Raw genomic sequence first — 25,082 nt, forward strand, 5'->3', positions numbered from 1 at the left:
TGAAGACCCGAACCGCTGTGCGTGGCTGGATGGGAGCACTGACCCTGGGCGTCGCCTTGCTGGCCCCTCCGGCTTTCGCCGGCGCGCCCAACCAGTGTCAGACGAACTGCAACCAGTCGGTGGGGGGGCAGATGCAGTCGTGCACCCTCGCCTGTCCGAAGCCGGGCCATGCGTCCGCGAAGGCGACGTCGGACAACCAGGCCTGCATGCAGCGCTGCGCGGTGAAGATGAAGACCGCGATGGCCAAGTGCAACAAGAAGTGCCCCAAGGGCGGCCCCAAGGCCAAGCCGGCGCACACCGGGCACGACGGCGACGAGGATCACCACGACGAGTGACGCAGGGCAGGGGGCGGGGCGCCGCGAGCGTCCGGCCCCGGGCCGTCCGGATTGAAGCCCTGGCGGGAGGGTGTTACGGCCGCTGAGCCATGAGCGACGCCCCCTCCCGCAAGGACCTCGACGCCACCGTCCACCTGCCGCGCACGGAGTTCCCCATGAAGGGGAACCTGTCGCAGCTCGAACCGCGCCTGCTCTCGTGGTGGGCGGAGCGCGGGGTGTGGAAGCAATTGTTGGAGAAGAACGCGGGCCGTGAGCCCTTCGTGCTGGCGGACGGGCCCCCGTACGCCAATGGCCACCTGCACGCCGGGCACGCGCTCAACAAGGTGTTGAAGGACATCGTGGTGAAGTACCGGAACCTCTCCGGACGCCCGTGTGACTTCATCCCCGGTTGGGACACGCATGGCCTCCCCATCGAACAGGCGGTGGAGAAGCGGCTGAAGGAACAGAAGCTGGACAAGCGCACGCTGTCGCGCGACGCGCTCCTGGAGCGCTGCCGCGAGTACGCGCTGGAGTTCGTGGACATCCAGAAGGCGGAGTTCCAGCGGCTGGGCGTCTTCGGCTCGTGGGACGCGCCCTACAAGACGCTCGACTTCACCTACGAGGCGCAGGAGGTGCGGGAGCTGGCCACGTTCGCGCGCCGGGGCATGTTGTACCGCCGCAAGAAGCCGGTGGCGTGGTGCCTCCAGGACCAGACGGCGCTCGCGGAGGCGGAGGTGGAGTACGCGGAGCACACCTCTCCGTCCGTGTACGTGGCCTTCGACGCGGGGGCTTCGCTCGGTGAGCGGCTGCCGCAGCTGCGCGGCCAGCGCGTGTCCTTCGTCATCTGGACCACCACGCCCTGGACGCTGCCGGCGAACCTGGCCATCGCGGTGAACCCCACGTTCGAATACGTCTTCTACCGGCTGGAGGACCGCGTCCTGTGCGTGGCCAAGGACCTGCTGGCGAAGGTGCTGGCGGAGGTGAAGGCGGACGAGCTGGCGGTGAAGCACGTGCAGCTTCCCACCGGGGAGGTGTCGTCCCCGGCGCTGGTGGACCCCTCGCGCATCCTCGCGTACGCGACGGGCGAGGACCTGGAGCACGTGACGTACCAGCACCCGTTCCTGGAGCGGCAGGGGCGCGTGCTGCTGGGCGGCCACGTCACCCTGGATGCGGGCACGGGGCTGGTGCACACGGCGCCGGGCCACGGGCAGGAGGACTACGAGGTGGGGCTCGCGTACGGGCTGGACATCTACAACCCGGTGCGCGCGGACGGCCGCTACGACGACACGGTGGGCGAGGCGCTCGCGGGCCGGCGCGTCTTCGAGGCCAACCCTGTCGTGCTGGACCTGCTGGTGCAGCGGGGCGCGCTGCTCAATGACAAGTCAGACACCGTCACGCACAGCTATCCGCACTGCTGGCGCTGCCACCAGCCCGTCATCCAGAGCGCGACCTACCAGTGGTTCATCCCGATGGACGCGGCCTTCCACGGCACGCAGACGTTCCGTCAGGCGGTGCTGGAGCAGGTGGACAAGGTGCGCTGGGTGCCGTCGTGGGGCCAGTCGCGCATCCGGGGCATGTTGGAGGGCCGGCCGGACTGGTGCATCAGCCGGCAGCGCAGCTGGGGCGTGCCCATCCCCATCGCGTACTGCGACGGGTGTGACGACGCGGTGGTGTCTCCGGAGGTGATGGAGCGCGTGGCGGCGGCGGTGGAGAAGGAAGGCGCGGGCGTGTGGTACCGCACGCCGGTGAAGGCCTTCCTCGGGGAGGACTTCCGCTGCCCCCGCTGCGGCACGGGAGACTTCCACCGCGAGACGGACATCCTGGACGTGTGGTTCGACTCCGCGTGCATGGCCTCCGCGGTGCTGGAGAAGCGGCAGCGCGTGCCGGCGGACCTGTTCCTGGAGGGGAGCGACCAGCACCGGGGCTGGTTTCATTCCTCGCTGCTGGTGTCGGTGGGCGCGCGCGACGTGGCGCCCTACAAGGCGTGTCTCACGCACGGCTTCGTGGTGGATGGCCACGGCGAGAAGATGTCCAAGAGCCGGGGCAACACGGTGGCGCCGGACAAGGTCATCCAGCAATACGGCGCGGAGGTGCTGCGGCTGTGGGTGGCGGCCAGCGACTACCGCAACGACGTGCGCCTGTCGGATGCCATCCTCAAGGGGCTGTCGGAGGGCTACCGGAAGATCCGCAACACGCTGCGCTACGCGCTGGGCAACCTGCACGACTTCAACCCGGCGAAGGACGCGGTGCCGGCGGAGGCGCTGTCGCCGCTGGACCAGTGGGCGCGCGGGCGGCTGTCGCAGGTGGTGACCCGGGTGCGGCAGGCCTATGAGGACTACGAGTTCCACCTCGTCTACGCGACGGTGGTGGACTTCTGCGCCAACGACTTGTCCGCCGTGTACTTCGACATCCTGAAGGACCGGCTCTACACGGCGAAGGCGGACGGGCCCGCGCGCCGGGGGGCGCAGACGGTGCTGCATGAGGTCGTCACCGTGCTGCTGCCGCTGCTCGCGCCGGTGATGAGCTTCACGGCGGAGGAGGCGTGGCAGCACCTGCCGGGTGAGCACACGGAGAGCGTGTTCCTGGCGGGCTTCCCGGAGCCGAAGGGCGCGATGGCGCCCGGCCTGGCGGAGCGGTACGCGAAGCTCTTCGCGGTGCGCAGCGCGGTGCAGGGCGTGCTGGAGGTGGCGCGGCGGGACAAGCGCATCGGTGCGTCCCTGGAGGCTCGCGTGGTGCTGTCGGCCACTGGCCCGGTGGCGGAGCTGCTCCAGGCGCACCTGTCGGAGCTGCCCGGGCTGTTCATCGTGAGCCAGGTGGAATGGGCACAGACGGCCTCCGACGCGGCGACGGCGCTGGATGTGTCCCAGGCGTTCGGTGACGGCGCGTCCCTGTCCGTGGAGGTGCTGCCGGCCCAGGGGACGAAGTGCCCGCGCTGCTGGGTGTATTCGGAGGCGGTGGGGCAGGGCGACGAGGTGTGCCTCAAGTGTCGGGAAGCGTTGTCCTGAAGACAGACGTCTCACCCTGAGGGGATGCATGCCCGTACTTTGGGTGTGTTAGGTCATGGGGCCACATGCCCCCATTCCTTGGTGACCGTGAAGACAAGGTCCGCGGCAAGAAGGTCTACGGACGCGACTTCAACACGCGAGACCTGGGCTGGGAGGGGGAGTGCCGTCACGCCTACCTGCTTCGCGTCACCTCCGCGGACCGCAAGTATCTGGGTCTGGATGACGCGCGGCTGGCGGAGGTCTTCGCGATGCTGGAGATCCAGCCGCCGGAGATCTTCCAGGCCGCGGACCTCCACGCGCGCGGTTTCACGGCGCCGTACAGGCAGAAGCCCCCCGGTGGGGGTGGGGCTCGGACGGTCGTGCACCCGGCCCAGGGGTTGGCGCTGGGGGACAAGAGCGTGGCGCCCGACTTCTTCGGGATGTACTGGCTGACCCCGCCCGGCGGCTACGCGGACCACATCGGTCAGCCCGTGGCCATCCTCCTGTTCCGCAAGAGCCACGACCTGCGGAAGTTCGCCACCTGGAACCGGGACCCCAGCCGACATGAAGGCAGCCCGCTGCTGCGCTTCGATGCCAGCTCGCGGGTGGAGTGGCAGCAGGACATCCAGCGGCTCGTCAATCCGCTGCTGGGCGCCAGGGTCTCCAAGGAAGAGGCCATCTACGGCGCCACCCACTTCATCCGCAGCCAGGTGAAGGACTTCGAATTCTCCTCCCAGGGGCACAAGGACCACGACCCCAACGCGCTGGGGCCGGACGTGGACCCCGCGAAGCGGGCCATCAACCTCCAGGCGAACAAGGCACGCGAGGCCATCCGCCGGTCCGTCTCCGAGGAGGGGATGACCGTGTTGCGCCGCACCTTCTTCAGCCAGAGCATCGATCCGATGTTCATGGAGCTGGAGACGGGCCTCGCCTTTCTCACCCGGGATGGTGAAGGCAAGCGGGTCCTGCGCATCGCGGCGGGGACGCAGTCTCCGCGCAAGGACCGGGAAGGCGTGGAGACGCTCACCGCCCTGTGGCCCGAGGATGAGGCCCCCAGGGTCGAGCTGACGACCTATGCGATTGGCGGGGGCTTCGGGGGACGGGACCTCGCCACCTTCCCGATGTACCTGGCCCTGGCGGCCTTCTTCTGCGACGGGCCCGTGCGCCTGGCTTTTGACCGGTACGAGCAGTTCCTCAGCGGCATCAAGCGACACGCCGCCGTGGTCCAGAACGTGCTGGCCTACGGTCTCAAGGACCCCGAGAAGCCGGAGGACGGGTACGTCCTCCACTCGCTCGACTCGACCATCTCCATGGACGGCGGCGGCGTGCTGAACCTCACCAAGCCCGTCGTGCAGCTGTGTGCCCTCCACGCCGCCGGGCCGTACCGCTTCACGCACAACGCCATCAGCGGTTACGGCATCAGCACGGACGGCGCTCCCTCCGGCTCCATGCGCGGCTTCGGAATTCCGCAGGCGGCCTTCGCCATCGAGTCCATGATCGACGAGGTCGCGACCACGGTTGGCGTGGATCCCATCGCGTTCCGGCGCGAGAAGCTGCTCAAGCAGAACGACGTCGACATCACGGGCTTCGAGCTGCGGCACCATCTGGACACCGAGCATCTCTGCGCACTGGCCGCGAAGGAGCCGCTCTGGACCGGGCGGGAAGCGAAGCGGGCCGAGTACGCCGCCCGGGGCAACGGGCTGGTGAAGTACGGCGTCGGGTTCGCCTGCGCGATGCAAGCGATTGGCACCAGCGAGGACGCGGTCTTCGCCGAGGTCAGCATCGGTCCGACGGGCGAGGTGACGGTGCGCTCCACCGCCATCGAGATGGGGCAGGGCAGTGAGACCTCGCTCGCCATCGCCACCCGACCGCTGCTGGGCCGGGATGCGTCCCGGGTCGTCATGGGCGTGCTGGGCCGCTTCGACTCCGAACACATCCGGCTGACCAAGGGCGCCTACGCCCCGGGCCAGCCGCGGAACACGCCGAAGCTGGACAACACGATGAGTGCTTCGGTGACGGCGTTCTTCCACATCCACGCGGTCGAGGAGGCCGCGCGGGTCGTCTTCGATCACGGCCTGAAGCCGTGCGCGGCGGCCATCTGGGGTGACGTCCCGGAGACCGCCCACTGGGAGGATGGGAAGCTGGTGGCTCCGGGCCGTTGCCCCATTCCCATGGAGGAGCTTGCGTCCAGGGCCCACGCCCGGGCGAAGGAGGAGGGGCTGTGCACCGGCGCCATCGTGCACACCTACTACCGCAACGCGTACGCCTGTTCGGAGTACACCCTGGGGGGCACGACGCGGCTGCGCTACATCGACGGGCTCGCCGTCCTCCACGGAGGCGATGCCGAGGACGTGGCGGGCTACCAGCACGTCACCCGGGTGGACGTGCCCTATGACGGGGTGGCGAACGACGCGAAGCACCACATCCGGAGCGTCTACGCGTCGGCCGGGCACCTCATCGCCGTCACGGTGAACACCCGCTCCGGGGTGATTGATGTCGTGGATGCCGTCACCCTGCTCGACGCGGGTGAGGTCCACCACCAGAAGATCCTCGAAGGTCAGGTGGACGGTGGCTTCGCGATGGGCCTGGGGATGACCCTGTTCGAGAACATCCCTCCGGCGCCCGTCGGCGTGGACGGCCTGCTCAACCTGCACCGCTATCCGGTCCCCCGGGCGACGCACATGCCTCCTTCGGGCGTGCAGCTGCGGCTGCTGACGCTTCCGCAAGGACAGCAGATCCTGAAGTCCGGCCCTCCCATCCGGAAGAAGGGGATCGCCGAGGCCGTGATGACCACGGTGATGCCGGCCATCGCGAACGCGGTCGCCCATGCCACGGGAGTACGCCTGAGCGTCCTGCCCTTCACCCCGGCGCGCGTGTTGGAGGCGCTGAAGCCATGACCGAGTCCCTCAAGCGTACCGAGCGCGAATACACCCTCCACATCAATGGCATCCCGAGGACCGTCGTCGCGTCGGGGGAGGACCTGCTCGTCGACGTGCTGCATGAACAGCTCGACCTCACCGGCACGAAGCTCAGCTGTGGCATCGGCTCGTGCGGGGCCTGCAAGGTCGTGGCGCAGAAGGCGCCCGGCAGTCCCAAGATGGCCATGCTGGCGTGTTACGCGCGCATGGACTCCATCGAAGGGCTGCACTTCACGACGGTGGAGGGACTCCCGGGTCCGGGCGAGCAGCTCCACCCGCTGCAGCGCGAGTTCCTGGAGTGCTATTCCTTCCAGTGCGGGTTCTCCACCCCGGGCTTCCTGATGGCGGCCGACGTGCTGATGGATCAGCTGGCCCGCAGGCCCATCCCCGTGGCCCAGCTGGACAATCGCATCCGTCAGGCCATCTCCGGGAACGTCTGTCGTTGCACGGGGTATGTGAAGTACGCGGAGGCCATCAAGAAGACCATCCTCGCGGACCCGCGGCTCACCTGTGAGACGCCGGGGCCAGCGGAGCCGCAGCGCTCGGTCGTCACCTTCCGGGTGCGCAAGCAGTCCTCGAACGACCTGGAGGAGAAGGCGCTCGTGGGCTTCCTGGACGAGGTGGAGGCGACCATCCGGTTCGAGGAGTGGCTCCGCCTGGACACCTGCACCGCGCAGGTGAGCGCGAAGACCCGCTCCGTGCGCACGGGTGAGCCGGTCCGCGACTTCAACCTGGGGAAGTTCTTCTTCAAGACCCTCGAGTCCGTGGACTTCACGCTGGACTCGGTGGACACGCTGGACGGCCGCTACCAACTGGATGCGGTGCCTTTCGGCACGGCCATCCCGGTGAACATCCGGGGGCGCGTCTGTGCGGCCGGCATCAAGCTGCCGGTGACGGCGGATGCGGTGGTGACGGTGCTGGAGGGCACCAGCCTGCGCATCACCTCGCGCGCTCCGGTGACGCTCGACATGCGGGACCTGGGCCTTTCCGTGGATTCCTTCGCCAAGGAGTTCTTCCTCCGGCTAGCGCGCACGGTGGAGATCACCTTCGACCTGGTGCTGGAGAAGAACGAACCCCGGGGCCCGGAAGTGTGGGCCACGGTCCCCCGGAGCCGCTGATTCAGGTGCCGACGGCTTCCAGCCTTCGCAGCGTGTCCACCAGGGCCTGCATGCGGTCGTGGTGGGTGCCGGGCCAGAAGACGCGCTGACAGCCGGGACACTGGCGGAAGTGGGAGTGGCGTCCGGCCACGCCTTCGGGGACGCGGCCCTGCACCTCGTCCGGCGTGGCGGTGGACAGCGGCGCGTTGCAGGCCATGCAGCGGCTGAAGGGCCGCATGCGCGACGTCAATGCGTAGCGGCGCACCACCTCCACCAACTGGTGCGCGGGATCCGTGGCGCGCGGGAAGTAGCCGTGCTCCACCTCCGAACGCTTGAGCACGCCCAGGTCGCGCGTGAGCAGCACGCGCGACTCCTGACGTGACAGGCGCGCCAGATGATCATCCGCGAAGTCGTTGCGCCACAGCGTGTCGAAGCCGAGCATCCGCAGGAAGCCCGACAGCCGCCCCAGGCCCACGTCCAGCACGAAGCGAGGCATCTCCGGGAGCGGCGGTCCCACGCGCGCCTCCGGGGGAACACCGGGCGCCTGGAGTGCGGGGTAGACGACGAGGCTCGTGTCCGGTTGCGCCCGGTGCTCGAAGCCCACCGCTTCGCCGTCCACCAACACCACGTCCACCTCCGGGTGCGGCGGCCCCAATGACTCGATGAGGTCCTTCACCGAAGGGCTACCCTGCAGGGCATGCGTGAACGCCACGCCCCGGCGCTCCGGCGCGAGGAAGTCGTTCAGTGCGCCGTGGAAACGCACCGTGAGCTGCCGTGCTGACATCGTGGACTCCTCACGTCCCGCTGCGTTGTATCGCTGCGTCGTTGCCTGTTGTGGCGATGCCTTTCCTTGAATTCAAGCCTTCCGCAGATACATGCGGATGGGGGCTCTCGGATTCTGCGAAAGGAGCAGCAAAAACCTCACGGGCGGTCATGGGACAGCCACCCTGCAAACTTCTATAATCACGCGCCAGTCGGCGCGCCGAAGCCGACGGGCCAGCCCCTCGTCCCCCTCGGAAGCAAGGATTCAGGTTCCCGTATGTCGATGAAGCTCCCCCCGTTTCTCCGCGCCCTCGTGGCGGTGGGGACCCTGGCGACCGCCTGCGGTCCGGGTGATGAGCCGACGAGGCCTCCGGACTCCGGGACCTCGGTGGATGCAGGAACCCAGAACGACGCGGGGACCGGGACGGATGCCGGCAGCAGCACGGTCGATGCGGGTGGCGGCGGAGAGGACGGCGGTCGCTCGATCGACGCTGGCCCCGACGCCGATGCGGGCTCCGAGAGCGACGCTGGCACCACGGTGGATGCGGGCACCACGGTCGATGCGGGCACCACGGTGGATGCGGGCTCCGAGAGCGACGCTGGCACCACGGTCGACGCGGGCACCACGGTCGACGCGGGCACCACGGTCGACGCGGGCACCACGGTCGACGCGGGCTCCGGGGACGCTGGCACCACGGACGCTGGCACCACGGACGCGGGCTCTGGCGACGCGGGCACCACGGACGGTGGTTCGGACTCCGATGCTGGCTACACGAAGATCCGCATCATGGCGGCCAACATCACCAGCGGTAACGGCCAGGACTACGACCAGGGTCACGGCATCCGGCTGATGCAGGGCGTGAAGCCCGACGTCGTGCTCATCCAGGAGTTCAACTACAAGGCGAACTCCACGGCGGACATCCGCGAGATGGTCGACACGACCTTCGGCCCGAGCTTCTCGTACTACCGCGAGACCGGCGCGCAGATCCCCAACGGCATTATCAGCCGCTTCCCCATCATCGAGTCCGGCGAGTGGAAGGACACGCAGGTGTCCAACCGCGACTTCGCCTGGGCGCGCATCGACATCCCGGGGCCGCACGACCTCTGGGCCGTCAGCGTCCACCTGCTCACCAGCGGCTCCGGCGTCCGCAACACGGAGGCCACCAACCTGGTGAAGTTCATCAAGGACAATGTCCGTGAGTCCGACTACCTGACCATCGGCGGCGACTTCAACACCGACAGCCGCTCCGAGTCCTGCCTCACCACCTTCAAGCAGGTGGTGACGACCGTGGGGCCGCACCCGGTGGACAAGAACAACAAGGACGGCACCAACGCGAGCCGCAGCAAGCCGTACGACCACGTGCTCGTGGACAACGACCTGTACCAGTACCGCGTGCCCACCGTGATTGGCGCCAGCAGCTTCGCCAACGGGCTCGTGCTCGACAGCCGCGTCTACACGCCGCTGTCGGAGATCTACCCGGCGCTGTCCAGCGACAGCGGCGCCTCCAACATGCAGCACATGGGCGTGGTGAAGGACTTCCTCACGCCCAACTTCTAGCCGGCGGACGCGACACGGCCGGGCACCGGAAGTCCTTCGGTGTCCGGCCGGGGTCCTCGCCTTCAGAAGCGCTTCAGAAGCTCCACTTGTGCTTGTTCTTCGCCAGGAAGCGCGCCACCGGCGGGATGCGAGCAATGAGCGGCGTGAGCACGAACACCGCCGCCAGCCGCAACGGCTTCACCGCCTGCGACGCGACGTAGGCCGCCCCCCAGGCGCCCGCTTGCGCCCCGGTGCTCTCCGGCTGGAAGCCCGCACGGATGGCCGCCCAGAAGCCCACGATGACCAGGCCGAAGATGACGTAGTTCACCGCGATGGCCAGCGGGCCGTAATCCACCATCAGCGCCTTGAAGCGCGCCATCAGCGACGGCTTCGTCGCCGGGGCCGTGGTGGTTCCGGGTGGGGCAATGTCGGGAGTGGAAGGTTTCACGTCGGGCTCAACAGGCGCCATGGGCGCACCATGCCCGAAAGACGCGGCGTTCGGGAGTGTTCGGGCAGGCGGCCCGGCGGGCGCCTTGAGGGCCCCGGGTTGTCAGGGCTCCCGGGGGCGCGATAGAGGTCGGACACCGCATGAAAGCCTCCCTCCGCCTCCTCCTCGTCGTGGTCCTCGCCGTGCTCGCGGCGGATCAGGTGACCAAGTACCTGGCCGTGTCCCGGCTGACGGAAGCCCTGGATGGCCGCGAGGGCATGGCGCGCGTGTCCGGCTTCCTGAGCGAGCAGAACCTGGACAACGACCCTCCGAAGGAGGGCGAGTTCCGGCGCAACACCCGGCCGTACCGCTTCATCGAGGACTACTGGCACTTCCGCTACGTGGAGAACCCGGGCGCGGCGTGGGGCATGTTCGCCAACCTGCCGGACACCGCGCGCAAGGCGTTCTTCCACGTGGTGAGCCTGGCGGCGCTGGCGTTCATCCTGGTGCTGTACCGCCGCACGGAGGCGTCGCAGAAGTCGGTGCGGCTGGCGCTGGCGCTCATCACCGGCGGCGCGCTGGGCAACTTCGTGGACCGGCTCATCCGGGGCTACGTCATCGACTTCATCGACTGGCACTGGCGCAACCAGCCGGGCATGCGCTGGCCCACGTTCAACGTGGCGGACGCGGCCATCGTGGTGGGCGTGGCGCTGATGCTGCTGGACTCCGTGTGGGTGCGCCGGCCGGAGCCCGTCTCCACCCCGCCGCTCACCCCCCAGAGCCCTCAGCCGTGACGGGCCGGGGTGGGCTGGTATAAGCCGTCCCCGTGCCGCGCAAATACGTCATCCTCCTCGCCCTCACGCTGGGCGTCATCGTGCTGGACCAGTGGACGAAGTACCTGGTCGTGCGGGACCTCACCACCCGCTTCGACGGGGCCACCACGCTGGGCCAGCGCCTGGGCGCGATGTATTCGCCCGCGGAGGCGGCCGGCCGCTACGGCCTGCACTTCCAGCCGCGCAGGCACGTGGAGGTGGTGGATGACTTCTTCCGCCTGCGCTACGCGGAGAACCCGGGCGCCGCGTGGGGCATGTTCCGCGACCTGCCCCCCAACGTCCGCGGCCCGCTCTTCCACCTGGTGAGCCTGGGCGCGGTGCTGCTCATCTTCTTCTACTTCCGGAAGCTCACCGGCACGGACCCCGCGGAGAAGTGGGCGCTGTGGGGCCTGCCGCTGGTGCTGGGCGGCGCGCTGGGCAACTACATCGACCGGGTGGCCCGGGCCTTCGTCATCGATTTCCTGGAAGCGCATTGGTACGACAAGGCCGCCTGGCCGTCGTTCAACGTCGCGGACGCGGCCATCTGCATCGGCGTGGGCATGCTCGTGGTGGACGCCTTCGTCCGCAAGGAGAAGCCCTCCTCCGAGCCCGCCAAGGCCTGACGCCTGCTGTGGTGCGTGGCCGGTGCGCGGGAATGTCCCGCCCGGCCGCTCTGGTTGTCCCCGCCGTTTCCGGGCGCGGTTCGCCTTCTCGCCGCCCGGCCAAGGTCCCCATGATCCCCGTCCTCCTGCGCCTGTCCTTCACCAGCCTCTGGATGCAGCTCCTGCTGTACGCCGTCGCGGTGGGGGTGGTGTCCTCCATCGCCTACAACGGCTGGCAGGGCGCGGTGGGGCCGGTGGACGCGAAGACGGACAAGGCCGCGCCCGCGTCGCTCCAGGACAAGCTGCTGCGCGCGGGGGGCTTCGCCGCCATCGGGCTGGCGCTGGCGTACTTCGGCTTGATGTACGCGCTGCCCGCGGACGCCTTCCCGGGCGGCAAGGGCGAGGGCATCCCGCTGCACACCTACGGCGTGCTCCTGGCCGCCGGGTTCAGCTGCGCGGTGGCGGTGGCGGGGCGGCTGGCGCAGGACGAGTGGCGCCGGGTCACCGCGGTACCGGGCCGGGGCTTCGTGGATACGGAGGGCCCCAAGAAGCGCGAGCAGGTGATGGACCTGGCGTTCTGGGTGCTCGTCGGCGGGCTCGTGGGCAGCCGCGTGCTGTTCGTGATGGTGAACTGGCAGGACTACGCGAAGGACTGGACGCAGGCGTTCTCGCTGGGCGGCGGGCTGGTGTTCTACGGCGGCCTCATCGGCGCGGGGCTGGCGGCGTACCTGTTCGCCCGGAAGTACGACCTGGACTTCCTGCGGCTGGCGGATGTGTGCATCCCCACCGTGTCGCTGGGCCAGTGCCTGGGGCGCCTGGGGTGCTTCTCCGCTGGCTGCTGCTGGGGCGACATGGCGGGCAGCCACTCCCACACCGGGGTGACCTTCCCCGGCGCCGGGGTGGCCCAGGACCTGTTCGGCCGGCTGGGGCACGCGTCCAGCCTGGCCTACGGCTCCCAGGCGGGGGATGACCGCTTCGTCGTGGAGGCCACCGGGCAGGTGCTCCACCAGGCGGCGCCGGGCGCGGTGCGCATCTCCGACTGGGTGGCCCAGCACGGCACCACGCTGCCGGTGTACCCCACGCAGCTCTTCGAGTCGGTGGGACAGCTGGGGCTCTTCGTGGCGCTCTTGTACGCGCGCCGCTTCCGCCGCTTCCATGGGCACATCTTCGCCCTCTGGCTGATGGCCTACGCCGTCCTGCGCACCACGGTGGAGCTGTTCCGGGGCGACGTGGAGCGCGGCACCCTGCACGGCCTGCTGGAGTCGCTGGGGGCCCAGGGGCTGGCGGCGGCCGTGCCCCTGGAGGCCTGGTACAACGTGTCCACCAGCCAGTTCATCTCCCTGTGCATGTTCACCTTTGGTGCCATCCTGCTGGCGCGCCACCGACCGGTGGGTGAGGCCGCTGGCCTGGGACCGACACCGTCGGCGGCCTGAGGTTGCGAGCAGGCCCCGGGTTGAGGACACTCCCGATACATGCCGCCGCCCGATAACGCCCGGTCCGCCAACAAAGGTGGGGCCCGGTCCGCGCAGGACGCCAGCTCCTCCAGCGAAGCCGCCCTTCAGGAGTGTGAAGCGCTGGAGGCGGAGCTCGCGGAGCTGCGCCACACCTACGAGCAGTACTTCCTGGGCATGGAGCGGCAGGCGCCCATCCGCGCGCACGAGGACCTGAAGAAGCGGATGATCCGCCTCAAGGGCGCCTTCGTGCGCAGCACGTCGGTGAAGTTCCGCGTGCAGACCATCCACAACAAGTTCCTCACCTATGAGCGACTGTGGGTGCGCACGATCCAGGAGATCGAAGCCGGCACCTACCACCGCGACCTGGCCAAGGCCCGCCGTCGCTCCGAGGCCCAGAAGAAGCCCGCCGCCGCCGGTGAGCGCCGCAAGGACGTGGTGGAGCTGCCGGAGGAGATCTCCGACATGGAGATCGAGGAGATTGAAGAGCTGACGGGCCGCCGTCCCATCAACGAGCCCAAGGTCCCCGGCCGTCCCATCAACGAGCCTGTGGTGCCCGCAGTGGCGGCTCCGGCCTCCGGCACGCCGTTCCGGGGGACGCCCGCGGTGGCTCCCGTCACCGCCCCGGTGGCGCCCGCCGGTGGCACGCCGTTCCGGGGGACCCCCGCCGTTCCTGCGGTGGCCGGCGCCACGAAGCTGCCGTCCCTGACGCCCGCGGTGCCCGCGGTGGCCGGGGGCACGCCCGCCGCGGGACGTCCCGCCGTGCCTCCGGGCATGGCTGCGAAGTCCGCGCCCCCGGCGGCGGGTGCTCCCGCGCGTCCCGTGGCCGCTGCCGCCGCCGCACCCCGGCCTGCTGCCGCCGGCCCGGGTGGCGGGATGTCCGACGACAAGCTGCGCGCGGTGTACGACGCCTATGTCACCGCGAAGCGCCGCTGCCAGGAGGACACGTCCAAGCTGTCCTACGAGTCGGTGGCGGCCACGCTGCGCAAGCAGGTGCCGGAGCTGCTCAAGCAGCACAATGCGAAGGCCGTGGAGTTCAAGGTCGTCATCAAGGACGGCAAGGCCTCGCTCAAGGCCGTGCCCAAGTAGGGGTCGCGCGCGATGAACCAGGACCTGGAATCCCTCAAGGCGCGGGTGGCGCGTCTGTCGGTGATGATCTTCGACATCGACGGCACGCTCACCGACGGCCGCATCTTCTGGGTGCCCAACTCCGGGTGGACGCAGATGTACAGCGTGCGCGACGGCATGGGCATCAAGCGCCTCCAGGAAGTGGGCATTGAAGTGGCGGCCATCTCCGGCGGCGACAGCCTCTCCGCGCAGATGCGCATGCAGTCGCTGGGCTTGCGCCACGTGCACTTCGGCAGCAACGACAAGGTGGCGCACTTCGAGAAGCTATTGGGCATCCTCAACGTGTCCGCCGAGCACTGCGGCTACATGGGGGATGAGGTCGTGGACCTGCCGCTGCTCAACGCGGTGGGCTTCTCCGCCACCGTGCCCGAGGCCCCGGACGAGGTGCGCTCCAAGGTGCACTACGTGGCCCAGCGCGCCGCGGGCTTCGGCGCCGCGCGCGAGGTGTGTGAGTTCATCCTGAAGCACCGGGCGCGCATCGCCCCGGTGCCTTGAAGAGGGAAGCACCGCATGAAGAGGGGGATGTTGTTGGCGGGATTCGTGGTGCTCGCGGGCTGCGCGAGCACGAGGCCCGTGAAGGCACGCGCGGTCGTGGACTGCATCATCACGAAGCTGGGACGGGCGGAGAACTGCCAAGCCCGCAAGTGGGATGCGGCCCTCTCCCCCGAGCAGGTCCGCGAGCTCATTGGCCACATCCAGTCCCGCGAGTACAAGCCCGTCACCTACAACGGCAAGCCGCTGGACGTGCCCTACACCTTCCACTTCGAGTTCCGGGATCCGATGCCTCCCGCCGACGGTGGACGCCTGTTCCCCGCCGACGCTGGCACTCCGTCGCCGGAGTCGTGACGGCTACTTCCAGGAGCGCGGCACCGCGCCGTCCTTCCCGGTGACGGGGTCGCTGGAAGGCACGGGCACCTGCGCGATGCGCTTCACCGACGCGTCGTGTGTCTTCGCATCCGGCCGCTGCAGGTCCCACTGGCCGTGCCCCTGTGGGTACGCACCCACGACGAGGAAGTCGCCGCTCGACTCCACGCGCTTGTGGCCGGTGCCCGCGGGCAGCACCACCACGTCCCCCGCCTGCACGCTGACGACCTGTCCCGCTTCACCGCCGAGCATCAGCTTCGCGGTGCCCTTCGCCACGCCCAGCACCTCATGCGCGGTGGAGTGGTAGTGGTGGAAGTCATAGACGCTGGAGCGCCACTGCGGCGGCCAACCGTTGGTGGCGAAGCGCTGCTCGAACGCCGCGGCCACGTCGCCTTCCTTCGCGAACACCGCGCGGTACACCAGCACCGGGAAGCGGCTGTTGGGCACCTGCCCGTCGTCCTTGAACTGGAGCCGCGTGGGCTCCGGGGCTTCCGCGTGCGCACCGGCCGAGGCGAGCGACAGCGCAGCACCCGCGACCGCACCCACGGACATCCACCGTGAAGCGCCCGGCGTGTGGGAGTCCTTCGGCTTGCGGAAGTCCTTCATCGCGCACCTCCCTCGCGGCGTCGGACCGCGAACATGACAGGGCCAACCTGTGAAGGGTCCGGGGCTCGCGCAACGCTGGAACGGGGGCCCTTCTGACTCATCGTCAAACCGGAGGGATGGGTAAATGTCCCAAACGTTCGTTCCTGAAAAAGCCTGCTCCCCCATCGTGAGTCCAGGTTGTCGCTCCCGGAGGCCGTTCCTACCTTGCGCTGCCTGACGGTCGGTGGACGACCCGAACCACCTGGGAGGCGACGTGGGGATGCGGCGGATGTGGCTCGGACTGACAGCGGTCGTGGGGCTCGCCGTGGTGTCCACCGGATGCGGGGGGCCGACGCCGGAAGACGCCGAAGCGCGGCTCGCGGTGCTGGAGGCTGAAGGCAAGCAGATGGACCAGGCCCTGGACGCGGTCGAGGACCGGCTCATGGGCAGCCAGGGCCGGCTCGCGATGTGGAGCGAGCTGGGGCGGCGTCACCAGGAGGTCAGCGTCGTCCAGTGCAAGGTGGCGGACGCGCACCTCGCCGCCATCATGAAGCACTACGACAAGCAGGACCAGAAGGCGCGCACCGTCAAGCAGCGCAACTCGATGGCGTCCGTGGACACCTCCGTGCTCACCTCCGGCAAGGCGCCCGCGCAGCAGGGCCGCCCCTAGAGTCCGCTCAACCTTCGCGGGCCAGGCGCGCGCGGAAGTGCTTGTCCACCGCGATGACGCCGTGGAGGAACAGGCCGGGCATCCACCGGCGCATGCGCCAGAACCAGCGCGCATCCATCATGGGCAGCACGTGCGGTGCGTTCCGGTCCACGGCCGTGAGCAACCGCGCGGCGACCAGCTCCGGTCCCACCTTCGAGCCATCCACCAGCTTCGCGCCCATGCCCTTCAGCGTCGGATCCGAATAGCGCGCCGACGCTGCGATGTTCGTCCGGAAGAACGTGGGGCACGCCACCGTGACGCCCAGGCCCAGCGGCCTCAGCTCCGCGTAGAGCGTCTCCGACAGCGCGACCACGGCGGCCTTGGACGCGTTGTAGGCCGCCAGGTGCGGCGCGAAGATGAGCCCCGCGGCGGACGCGATGTTGAGCACGTGTCCGGTGCCCTGCTTGCGCAGGCGCGGCACGAAGCTGTGGCAGCCGTGGATGACGCCCCACAGGTTCACGTCCAGCACGCGCCGCCACTCGGCGAGCGGCAGCTCTCCCACGTCCCCCGCCGCGCCCACGCCCGCGTTGTTGACGAGCAGGTCCACGCCGCCGAACGCGTCATCCGCGGCGCGCGCCAGGGCCTCCACCGCTTCGGGGTTCGTGACGTCGCACGGGAACACGCGCGCTTCGCCGCCCCGTTCGGTGACGCGGCGGGCGGTCTCCTCCGCGGTGGCCGGGTCCACGTCCGACACCACGACCCGCGCCTGACGGGCCGCCAGGGCTTCACACAGCGCGCGGCCCAGGCCACTGCCGGCACCGGTCACCACCGCGCGGGGACGAGAGGGAAGGCTCATGGTTTCAAGGCTCCTGACCCGGTGATGGGGCGGCGTGGAACGTCGTGACGCGACAGGGCTAGCACGCCGGGTGAGGGAGTGGCCATGCGCCCGGAAGGGCCCGGGGGCGGCCTCACGTTTCCCGACGAGCGGGCAGGCGGGCGCACGATTCGTGACCCGGGGGCGGAAGTTGGCTAGAACCCAGGCCGTGCAATGCGCCTGGTTCGGAGCTCTGGCGGTGGTGTCGGCCATGCTCCTGGGATGCAACAACCTGGAGTCCTGCGGCTCCACGTCCGTGGACATCACCCGGACCGACGGGAGTCTCTACCGTTGCGTCACGTCCGAGGACTGCCCCCGCACCTCGCGCGTCTCCGTGTGCGTCACGGACGTGTCCTCGGAGCGTGAATGCGTGCGCTGCGACGAGACGCGCTGCGTGCGCCTCATCCCGGAGTCGTGCGAATGAAGCAGGCAGCCCGACGCTGGGTGTTCGCGTTCGCGGTGGGGACGCTGGCCGTCACGGGCTGCCGCGACAAGCCGGTGGACCACATGCAGCGCGCGCGTGACGCCATCTTCGAGAAGCGTCCGGACGAAGCGCTGGTGGAGTACCGCAAGGCGTACGACATGCTCCTGCGCGACGAGGCTCCGGAGGCGCTGGTGATGCGCGCCCGGGCCCTCAAGGGCGCCGCGGACGTGTACTGGCTGGAGCAGCGCAAGGTGAAGGAGGCGGTGTCCGTCTACCGCCAGCTCATCCAGCAGTGCCCGGAGTCCCCGGAGGCGCTGGACGCGCGCATCATCCTGGCGGAGCTGCTGCGGGTGCACTACCGCGACCTGCGCGGCTCCATCGACCAGCTCACCGCCGCGCTGCACCGCAACCCGCCGCAGGGCGCGGAGCTCCAGTACCAGGTGGCCAAGCTCTACTTCGAGCTGGCGGACTATCCGCAGTGCGAGCTGGAGGCGCGCAAGCTGCCCGAGCGCTTCGCCACCAGCGTGTACGTGGACGACTCCATCTACCTCCAGGCCCAGGCGCTGGCCATGATGGAGGGCAAGCGGCAGGAAGCGCTGCGCACCTTCGCGGACCTGCGCTCGCGCTTCCCGGACTCGGAGCTGGCGCCGCACGCCCTCTTCGAGATGGGCAAGCTGCGCGCGGACGCGGGCGACAACGAGAAGGCCATCGAGACCTGGGTGGAGACGCTCAAGACGCACCCGGATCCGACGCTCGTGCAGGACGCCATCGTGAGGGCACGCCGCCGGCTGGCGAACCTCACGGTCGAAGGCATCGGCAAGAAGGAAGTGGCGTTCGACCGCGCCAAGCAGGCCCGCACCTCCGTGGAAGCCATGGGAGGCACCGCCGAGGAAGCCGCCCGCGACCGCGGGGACTGAAGCCGGCTGGCGGGCGCATTCGCGTGCGCCGTCCTCCCACGCATGCCATGTAACGGCGAGGCCGGGCCCTGTCGGGCCGGGCATCTCTCTCGTGGGAGGAATCACATGAACGTGCTGGTGACAGGGGCCACCGCGGGCATCGGGCTGGCCGTCGCGCGCCGCTTCGTGAAGGAAGGCGCGCGCGTCATCGCCACCGGGCGCCGGGGCGAGCGGCTGGACGCGCTGAAGGCCGAGCTGGGCGAAAGGCTCCTGCCGGTGACGCTGGACGTGACGGACCGGGCGGCCGTGCAGCAGGCCTTCGAGTCGCTGCCCGCGGACTTCGCGCAGGTGGACGTGCTGGTCAACAACGCGGGGCTCGCGCTGGGGTTGGACCCCGCGCAGACGGCGCGGCTGGAGGACTGGGACGTGATGGTGGACACCAACGTCAAGGGGCTCCTGTACTGCACGCGCGCGGCGCTGCCGGGCATGGTGGCGCGCGACCGGGGCCACGTCATCAACATCGGTTCCGTCGCGGGGGAGTTCCCCTATCCGGGCGGCAACGTGTACGGCGCGACGAAGGCGTTCGTGCACCAGTTCAGCCTGAACCTGCGCGCGGACCTGCACGGCACGTCGGTGCGCGTGACGGACATCGAGCCGGGGCTGCTGGGCGGCACGGAGTTCTCCAACGTGCGCTTCCGGGGCGATGACGCCCGCGCCGCGTCCATGTACTCGAACACGCAGCCGCTCATGCCGGAGGACATCGCGGACACGGTGCACTGGGTGGCCTCGCGGCCCGCGCACGTGAACATCAACATCGTGTCGATGATGCCGGTGGCGCAGTCCTTCGGCGCGCTGCCGGTGAAGCGCCAGGGCTGAAGCCTGACGCCCGGGCTTCGCTTCAGCCCGGTACGGGAAGGACTGCTTCCAGGAGCGGCGCGGGCACCGAAGGGTCGTCCGCGTCCGCCACCAGCAGCAGGTGGATGCGGCCGCGCTCCACGCGCGCGTCCACGCCCTCCAGCTTCACGCCCGCGTCCACCGCGTCCAAGTAGACCGGCGTCCCATCCGGCGCGAGCACGCCCACCGCGGAGCCCTTCACCGGCCCATCCGCCACGCGGTCGCGCGAGTCCTCCGCCGTGGCGGTGAACACCACGCGTCCATCCGGCAGCGCGGACGCGTCCGTGAAGGACAGCCGGACGCCGTTGGCCTCCCCCAGCTCCCACCGGCGCACGGTGCGCACCGCCGCCGGCCCCAGCGCGCCCGCGTCCACGCCGCCCAGCACGCGGTCCAGGTCCAGGTCCACCAGCGCGTCCACGCCGCCCTCGCCGTTGCCCCGGTTGAGCAGCCGCAGGAACCTGCCCGTCACCGCCGCGCCTTCCACGTTGAGCGCCACCAGCTCGCGCTCCAACTGCACGTAGAGCCCCGTGCAGTCCACCGTGCGCGGCGGCCCCGCCAGCGTCCCGTCCGCGTTCAGGGGCAGCACCGACGCCCGGCGCCGCACCGGCGTCGAACCCGAGGGCAGCGCCAGCAGCGCGCCGTGCGCGAACGCGGCGGAGGGGCCCAGCCGGCACAGCGCCTCCAGGTCGGGCTTGGCCGCCTTGCGTGCCGAGTGCTCGTCGGGAAGCTCTCCGGGAAACAGGCGCACGGAGTGGCCCGGCGCGTCCCCGGTGGCGGGGAACACGGCCAGGTGGAGCGCGTCGTCCGCGACCACGTAGAGCCAGTCCCCCACGCGCACCAGCCCGCTGGCGGCGGCGACATGGCCGGGCGGGTCCGTCAGGGTCAGCGTGCGCCGCGGGGTGGTGACGATCATGGAACGGCCTCCGAGCCTGGGGGCGCAGCGTCGCGGATTACAGCAGGGTGCCGCGCAGGAAGAGGCTGGCCGCGGTGAAGTAGATGACGAGTCCTGTCACGTCCACCAGCGTGGCCACGAAGGGCGCGGACGCGCTCGCGGGGTCGAAGCCCACGCGCCTCAGGATGAACGGCAGCATGGACCCGGACAGCGTGCCGAACAGCACCACGCCCACCAGCGACACGCCCACCGTGAGGCCGATGACCACCGCATGGTCGCCATAGCTGTGGAACAGCGCCTGCCACACCATCACGCGGATGAAGCCCACGAGCCCCAGCACCGAGCCCAGCGCCAGCCCCGTGCCCAGCTCCCGCCGGGCCACGCGCCACCAGTCCTTCAGCCGCATCTCCGACAGCGCCAGCGCGCGGATGATGAGCGTGGTGGCCTGGCTGCCGGAGTTGCCGCCCGAGCTGATGATGAGCGGGATGAAGAGGCTCAGCACGACGGCGCGCGCGATCTCGTGTTCGAAGTAGCCCATCGCCGTGGCGGTGAGCATCTCCCCCAGGAAGAGCACCATCAGCCAGCCGGCGCGCTTCTTGAGCATCGCCAGGAAACCCACGTCGAAGTACGGCGCGTCCAGGGCCTCCATGCCGCCGACCTTCTGGATGTCCTCCGTGGCCTCCTCCTGCACCACGTCCACGATGTCGTCCACCGTGACGATGCCCTTCATGCGCTGGGCCTCGTCCACCACCGGCATGGCCATGAAGCTGTGTTCGGAGAAGGTGCGGCTGACGGCTTCCTGGTCGGTGTTCTCCGCCACGGTGATGACGTCGCGCTGCATGACGTCCGCCACGCGCTTGTCCGGCGCGGCCTGGAAGAGCTGGCGCAGGGACAGCACGCCCTGCAAGCGCTGCTCGGTGTCCAGCACATAGGCGTAATAGACGGTCTCCACCCGCTCGCGCGCCTGCTTGCGCAGGTAGCCGATGGCCTCGTCGATGCTCATGTCCGGGCGCACGCGGGCGAAGCGCGGGTTCATCAGACCGCCGGCGTCGTCCTCCGCGTAGGCCAGGAGGATGTTCACCTCGCGGCGGCTGGCGTCGTCCAACTGCGACAGGATGGCGTTGACCTGTTCAGGCTCCACCGCCTGGACCAGGTCGGCCAGGTCGTCCGGGGGCAGCAGGCGCACCCAGGTGCGGCGCTCGCCCTGCGGCAGGGTCAGGATGAGCTCGGCCTGTTCTCGCGCGGACAGCCCGAGGAAGAAGTCGTCCGCCACCGCCGGGGGCAGCAGGCGGAAGCCTTCCAGGCGCTCGTCCACGGACAGCACGGCCCAGGCCTCGTGGAGCTCGTCGGGGGACAACGCGTTCTGGCTCTGGGGACTCTCCACCATGAAGTGCCTCGGAAGGGGAGGGCGCGCGCGCTTCGATGCGCGGCGCGCCGGCCTCTCTACACCCCCGAGGAGGGCGCGGCGAGTGGAAGGCGCGAAACATCGCCCTGAAACTTCGCCCGCCTGCCTGGTCCGTCCATCGACCCCCGGGCCACGGCCTCATGGCCCGGGGGCCTGTCTGCCTTCGCGGCCTGTCTCAGGGGTGGTTCGGGTCGTCCGGCCGGGTGCCGTGGTCCAGCTCGTCCTGGTCGAACACGCCGTCCTCGTCCCGGTCGATGCCGATGCGACGCTCGGTTCCTTTGGGCACCACGGTCCAGGTCAGCTCACTGCCGGCGGAGGCCAGTGTGCGCAGCAGGGAGGTGCTCACCGTCTGGGCGGCCCGGTCGGACTGGAAGCTGTTGCCGCCCACGTAGGTGAAGCCTCGGGCCATGCCCCCCTGCCGGCCCTTCACCACCACGCCCACCTTGCCCGCGTCCGCCAGGGACAGGAAGGCGGTGAGCCGCAGCTGCTGCGCGGCCGTGGGGCTGGCGGTGGTGAGCGTCACCTGCTGGCCCACCGCCGCGTGCGTGTCCTGGCTCGGGGGGCCGGGCGGCTCCATCAGGCGGGTGTTGGAGCCCGTGGGCAGCTCCGAGCCGGAGAAGGCCAGCATGAAGGCCACCATGTCCGCCAGCTCCTGGTCGCTCTGGAAGGCGAACACGGGCTCGGAGAGGAAGCGCTCGATGGTGTCCACGCTGCCGTCGTGGATGACGCCGAAGCCGGACTGGCTCACCGTCTGGGTGAGGTTCATGCCCGCCTTCTCGTAGAGGTTGCGCAGTTGGGGCACCTTCATGGTCACGTTGGTGAAGCCATCCATGGCGACGAGGCCCAGGTGGTGCTCGCCGTTGGGGCCCACGGGAAGGGGCACGTAGCGGTTGCCGTTCCAGGACATGTCCGGGCCCAGGCCCGTGGGCAGTGTGTGGCAGGTGGAGCAGGCCACCAGGTTGTTGTCGAGCAGCCGGGGCGGCCGGAACAGGTTCAGCCCGCGCACCGCGTTGCCGTCCGGAAGGGGCTGGCCCGCGGGGCCGAAGCGTCCGGTGGTGAAGTGGCCGGGCAAGGGCACGCGCGTGGGCAGCGAGTTGTCCAGCGCGCGGTAGGGATTGGGCGGGAAGGTGAGCGTGGCGAGGAAGTTCTCGAACTGCTGCATCTCATTCACGGAGAGCTGCACGTCGTCGCCGTTGAGGGACATGAAGGCGGGGTTGAAGGCCTCGATGCCCTCGCGGTCGCCTCTCCAGTGCAGCGGCTCCTTGCCGATGATGTCCTGGAACGTCTGGGTCGTCATGGGCCCCTTCATCGCGTGCCAGGACTGGAAGCCCGTGCTGAGCACGGGCAGGCCCATGCCCAGGTTCTGCCCGGTGGGGGACTTCATGTCGCCGGCCGGGTCTCCCAGGTCCCACGCCAGTCCATCCGTCCGCGCGTCGATGTGACAGGACGCGCACGCGATGTGGCCCAGGCCGGAGGTCTTGTGCGTGTCGTACAGGTGCGGGCGTCCCATCCGGATGGGGATGGGGGTCGGGTCGAAGAAGGGCACGCGCGCCACCTCCATGTTCGTGGCGGTGTTCACCACGGAGAGGGTGGAGGCGAACTTGTCGAGCACGAACAGGCGCCAGCCGGACGGCTCGATGACGATGCCCGTGGGGCCTTCACCCACGGGGAACTGGGTGATGCGCGCGCCGGTGGCGTCCACCACCGCGACGGTGTTGGAGCCCATGCCGGTGATGTAGCCCCGACTGCCATTGGCGTTCCACACGATGCCGCGCGGGTCGCCCAGCGACAGGTCGCGCATGGCCTGGGGCACGGTGCTGGTGGTGTAGGTGAGGTGCGGGTTCAGGTCGAAGCGGGTGGTGTTCGTGTTGGGGTTGCCGGGGTCCACGGACGCGCCCATGACGCGCAGGAAGCGGCCCTTGAGGTTGGGCTCGAAGCGCACCTCGTTGGTGGCGTCGGTGCCCACCACGGTGACGCGGCCGGAGGGGTGCACGGCGAGCGCCATGTCGTGCGCCATCAGCCCGGAGGCGTACGTCACGTCGAGCAGGGTGGTGTTGATGATGGCCAGGTCGTGGTCGGGCAGGTCCCAACCGAAGGGGCGGCCGGAGAAGGACGCGTTGGGGCCGGAGACGAGCGTCGTCCAGTCTCCGGCGTTGTCATCCATCCACCGTCCGGCCGCGTTCTTCTTCACGATGAGGCTGACCGGAGGAGGGGTGGGGTTGCCGGGCTTCATGGGCGGCTGGAAGGCGCTGCCCGCGTTGGGCGGCGGGTTGGCGCCGCCGTGCGGGCCCACGCTGTTGCTGACCACGTTGGGCGGAAACGCGCCGGGGCCCATGGCGTTGCCGCCGCCCAGCACGGTGCTGCGGTTGCCGGACTCGAAGAGGGCCACGTAGACCTCCGTGGCGGCCGCGTTCGTGGCGAGCGCGCGGGGCTCCTCACCCTCGATGGGGATGCGCGTGGGCGCGTTGAGGGGGTTGGCGGGGTCCACCACCAGCACGGTGTTGGCCTGGGAGCAGGACACGAAGGCGCGCTTGGGCAGGCCGGCGAAGATGACGTCCGCGGGCTCGTCGTCGGTGGGCACCGTGGCCTTCACGTTGAGCGTGGTGAGGTCCACGATGCTGACGCTGTCGGAGACGTGGTTGACGACCCACGCCTCGGTGTTGCTGCGCGCGCGCACGGACACCGGGTCCAGGCCCACGGGGATGGTGGCGGTGAGCACCGGTTCGCCCGTGCCGGCCACGTTGAAGACGAGCAGCCGGTTGTCCGCGGTGTTGACCGCCAGCAGCTTCAAGCCGTCCGGGGTCAGGTCCAGCGGGTGGACGTGCGGATGCTCCCAGTTGACGAACGAGCCGGCGGCCCGGGCGGGGCCGGACAGCACGAGGCATGGCAGCAGCGCCGCCATGGCCAGACGGATGACACGCATGGACTCTCCACTTTTCTTGGGGTTCGACGGGGGGACACCGGAGCGTCCCCGTCGAACCCGGAGGCCCGCGGGAAGTTGCGGGCTGATTCCGGAAAAGCGGAAGAGGTGACCTCGTAGGGCGGATCAGGTCTTCTGCTGGATGAGCTCGACCTTGTAGCCGTCCGGGTCCTCGACGAAGGCGATGACGGTGGTGCCGTGCTTCATGGGGCCGGGCTCGCGGATGACCTTGCCGCCGGCCGCGCGGATGGCATTGGCGGTGGCGTGGATGTCGCTGACGCCCAGCGCGATGTGGCCGTAGGCGGTGCCCAGTTCGTACTTCGCCGTGTCCCAGTTGTGGGTGAGCTCCAGCGCGGGGTGGGTGTCTTCCGGGCCGAAGCCGACGAAGGCGAGCGTGAAGCGGCCTTCCGGGTAGTCGTGGCGGCGCAGCAGCGTCATGCCGACGACGCGGGTGTAGAAGTCGAGCGACTTCTCCAGGTCGCCGACGCGGAGCATGGTGTGGAGGATTCGCATGCGGGCGGTCATAACCGCCGGGGCCGTCAGGGTGAAGCCGCGTGTGCGGTGTCCACCGGGGAGGGCGAGCCCCCGGGTCCGGGAGGGCGGTCCGTCGCCGTGCGGGCAGGCATCCGCATGGGGGTGGAAAGGCG

At 69.8% G+C, this 25,082-nt stretch carries 23 protein-coding genes; 15 read left to right on the top strand and 8 right to left on the bottom strand.

The window, feature by feature from the left end; genetic code table 11:
- Positions 1 to 29: 29 nt before the first annotated feature.
- From D7Y13_RS03185 to D7Y13_RS03200, 4 genes are all read left to right on the top strand, one after another.
- Entirely contained in the window at positions 30 to 335 is a 306-nt protein-coding gene (locus tag D7Y13_RS03185) for a hypothetical protein (RefSeq protein WP_120531575.1), read from the top strand.
- 89 nt (positions 336 to 424) lie between these two features.
- Positions 425 to 3,319, top strand: coding sequence for an isoleucine--tRNA ligase (ileS, locus tag D7Y13_RS03190; protein WP_120582619.1), 2,895 nt, complete (start codon positions 425 to 427; stop codon positions 3,317 to 3,319).
- Positions 3,320 to 3,384: 65 nt separating this feature from the next.
- Entirely contained in the window at positions 3,385 to 6,195 is a 2,811-nt protein-coding gene (locus tag D7Y13_RS03195; protein WP_120582618.1) for a xanthine dehydrogenase family protein molybdopterin-binding subunit, read from the top strand.
- Entirely contained in the window at positions 6,192 to 7,334 is a 1,143-nt protein-coding gene (locus D7Y13_RS03200; RefSeq protein WP_120582617.1) for a (2Fe-2S)-binding protein, read from the top strand. Before D7Y13_RS03195 ends, D7Y13_RS03200 begins: the two co-directional genes overlap by 4 nt.
- Position 7,335: 1 nt before the next feature.
- Here D7Y13_RS03200 and D7Y13_RS03205 read toward each other — a convergent pair whose 3' ends face one another.
- Positions 7,336 to 8,097, bottom strand: coding sequence for a Mut7-C RNAse domain-containing protein (locus D7Y13_RS03205; RefSeq protein ID WP_120582616.1), 762 nt, complete (start codon positions 8,095 to 8,097; stop codon positions 7,336 to 7,338).
- A 255-nt stretch (positions 8,098 to 8,352) separates the two neighbouring features.
- Here D7Y13_RS03205 and D7Y13_RS03210 point away from each other — a divergent pair, with 255 nt between their 5' ends.
- Positions 8,353 to 9,633, top strand: a complete 1,281-nt coding sequence (locus tag D7Y13_RS03210; protein WP_120582615.1) for an endonuclease/exonuclease/phosphatase family protein — start codon at positions 8,353 to 8,355, stop codon at positions 9,631 to 9,633.
- A gap of 73 nt (positions 9,634 to 9,706) precedes the next feature.
- On the opposite strand, the gene D7Y13_RS03215 is transcribed toward D7Y13_RS03210, so the two are convergent.
- Positions 9,707 to 10,060: a hypothetical protein gene (locus D7Y13_RS03215; protein WP_120582614.1), complete on the bottom strand. Its 354-nt coding sequence runs from the start codon at positions 10,058 to 10,060 to the stop codon at positions 9,707 to 9,709.
- Between the two features lie 140 nt (positions 10,061 to 10,200).
- On the opposite strand from D7Y13_RS03215, the gene lspA (D7Y13_RS03220) reads away from it, so the two are divergent.
- The 6 genes from lspA (D7Y13_RS03220) (at position 10,201) to D7Y13_RS03245 (ending at position 14,878) form a co-directional block, all read left to right on the top strand.
- Positions 10,201 to 10,833: a signal peptidase II gene (gene lspA, locus D7Y13_RS03220; protein WP_120531582.1), complete on the top strand. Its 633-nt coding sequence runs from the start codon at positions 10,201 to 10,203 to the stop codon at positions 10,831 to 10,833.
- A 32-nt stretch (positions 10,834 to 10,865) separates the two neighbouring features.
- The gene (gene lspA, locus D7Y13_RS03225) at positions 10,866 to 11,474 is read left to right on the top strand and encodes a signal peptidase II (protein ID WP_120582613.1); all 609 of its coding nucleotides are present in this window, start codon (positions 10,866 to 10,868) and stop codon (positions 11,472 to 11,474) included.
- A 110-nt stretch (positions 11,475 to 11,584) separates the two neighbouring features.
- Complete coding sequence (locus tag D7Y13_RS03230) at positions 11,585 to 12,886, top strand: prolipoprotein diacylglyceryl transferase (RefSeq protein WP_120582612.1); 1,302 nt, start codon at positions 11,585 to 11,587, stop codon at positions 12,884 to 12,886.
- 39 nt (positions 12,887 to 12,925) lie between these two features.
- Entirely contained in the window at positions 12,926 to 13,993 is a 1,068-nt protein-coding gene (locus D7Y13_RS03235) for an MXAN_5187 C-terminal domain-containing protein (protein ID WP_120582611.1), read from the top strand.
- Positions 13,994 to 14,005: 12 nt separating this feature from the next.
- Positions 14,006 to 14,527, top strand: coding sequence for a KdsC family phosphatase (locus D7Y13_RS03240; protein ID WP_120531586.1), 522 nt, complete (start codon positions 14,006 to 14,008; stop codon positions 14,525 to 14,527).
- 27 nt (positions 14,528 to 14,554) lie between these two features.
- Positions 14,555 to 14,878: an energy transducer TonB gene (locus D7Y13_RS03245; protein WP_120582610.1), complete on the top strand. Its 324-nt coding sequence runs from the start codon at positions 14,555 to 14,557 to the stop codon at positions 14,876 to 14,878.
- A gap of 3 nt (positions 14,879 to 14,881) precedes the next feature.
- Here D7Y13_RS03245 and D7Y13_RS03250 read toward each other — a convergent pair whose 3' ends face one another.
- Positions 14,882 to 15,502 carry a cupin domain-containing protein gene (locus D7Y13_RS03250; protein ID WP_233595338.1) on the bottom strand — a complete coding sequence of 207 codons (621 nt, stop codon included), beginning with the start codon at positions 15,500 to 15,502 and terminating at the stop codon, positions 14,882 to 14,884.
- A 223-nt stretch (positions 15,503 to 15,725) separates the two neighbouring features.
- On the opposite strand from D7Y13_RS03250, the gene D7Y13_RS03255 reads away from it, so the two are divergent.
- Positions 15,726 to 16,151 carry a hypothetical protein gene (locus D7Y13_RS03255; RefSeq protein WP_341870392.1) on the top strand — a complete coding sequence of 142 codons (426 nt, stop codon included), beginning with the start codon at positions 15,726 to 15,728 and terminating at the stop codon, positions 16,149 to 16,151.
- Between the two features lie 7 nt (positions 16,152 to 16,158).
- Here the strand turns inward: D7Y13_RS03255 and D7Y13_RS03260 are convergent, their stop codons facing one another.
- Positions 16,159 to 16,986, bottom strand: a complete 828-nt coding sequence (locus D7Y13_RS03260) for an SDR family NAD(P)-dependent oxidoreductase (protein ID WP_120582609.1) — start codon at positions 16,984 to 16,986, stop codon at positions 16,159 to 16,161.
- A gap of 229 nt (positions 16,987 to 17,215) precedes the next feature.
- Between D7Y13_RS03260 and D7Y13_RS03265 the strand changes: the two genes are divergently transcribed.
- The 3 genes from D7Y13_RS03265 (at position 17,216) to D7Y13_RS03275 (ending at position 19,200) form a co-directional block, all read left to right on the top strand.
- Positions 17,216 to 17,428, top strand: a complete 213-nt coding sequence (locus tag D7Y13_RS03265) for a hypothetical protein (protein WP_120531602.1) — start codon at positions 17,216 to 17,218, stop codon at positions 17,426 to 17,428.
- Positions 17,425 to 18,345, top strand: coding sequence for a tetratricopeptide repeat protein (locus D7Y13_RS03270; RefSeq protein ID WP_120531589.1), 921 nt, complete (start codon positions 17,425 to 17,427; stop codon positions 18,343 to 18,345). The genes D7Y13_RS03265 and D7Y13_RS03270 overlap by 4 nt, the downstream gene beginning before the upstream one ends.
- 105 nt (positions 18,346 to 18,450) lie before the next feature.
- Positions 18,451 to 19,200 (top strand): SDR family NAD(P)-dependent oxidoreductase, encoded by a 750-nt coding sequence (locus tag D7Y13_RS03275; RefSeq protein ID WP_120582608.1) that lies wholly within the window; start codon positions 18,451 to 18,453, stop codon positions 19,198 to 19,200.
- 22 nt (positions 19,201 to 19,222) lie between these two features.
- On the opposite strand, the gene D7Y13_RS03280 is transcribed toward D7Y13_RS03275, so the two are convergent.
- The 4 genes from D7Y13_RS03280 to gloA form a co-directional block, all read right to left on the bottom strand.
- The gene (locus D7Y13_RS03280) at positions 19,223 to 20,131 is read right to left on the bottom strand and encodes a DUF6929 family protein (RefSeq protein ID WP_120582607.1); all 909 of its coding nucleotides are present in this window, start codon (positions 20,129 to 20,131) and stop codon (positions 19,223 to 19,225) included.
- A gap of 37 nt (positions 20,132 to 20,168) precedes the next feature.
- Complete coding sequence (gene mgtE / locus D7Y13_RS03285; protein WP_120531592.1) at positions 20,169 to 21,497, bottom strand: magnesium transporter; 1,329 nt, start codon at positions 21,495 to 21,497, stop codon at positions 20,169 to 20,171.
- 193 nt (positions 21,498 to 21,690) lie between these two features.
- The gene (locus D7Y13_RS03290) at positions 21,691 to 24,438 is read right to left on the bottom strand and encodes a YncE family protein (protein WP_120582606.1); all 2,748 of its coding nucleotides are present in this window, start codon (positions 24,436 to 24,438) and stop codon (positions 21,691 to 21,693) included.
- A 123-nt stretch (positions 24,439 to 24,561) separates the two neighbouring features.
- Positions 24,562 to 24,948, bottom strand: a complete 387-nt coding sequence (gene gloA, locus D7Y13_RS03295; protein ID WP_120531603.1) for a lactoylglutathione lyase — start codon at positions 24,946 to 24,948, stop codon at positions 24,562 to 24,564.
- Positions 24,949 to 25,082: the final 134 nt, after the last annotated feature.

The organism is Corallococcus praedator (assembly GCF_003612125.1).
GTDB classification, from domain to species: domain Bacteria; phylum Myxococcota; class Myxococcia; order Myxococcales; family Myxococcaceae; genus Corallococcus; species Corallococcus praedator.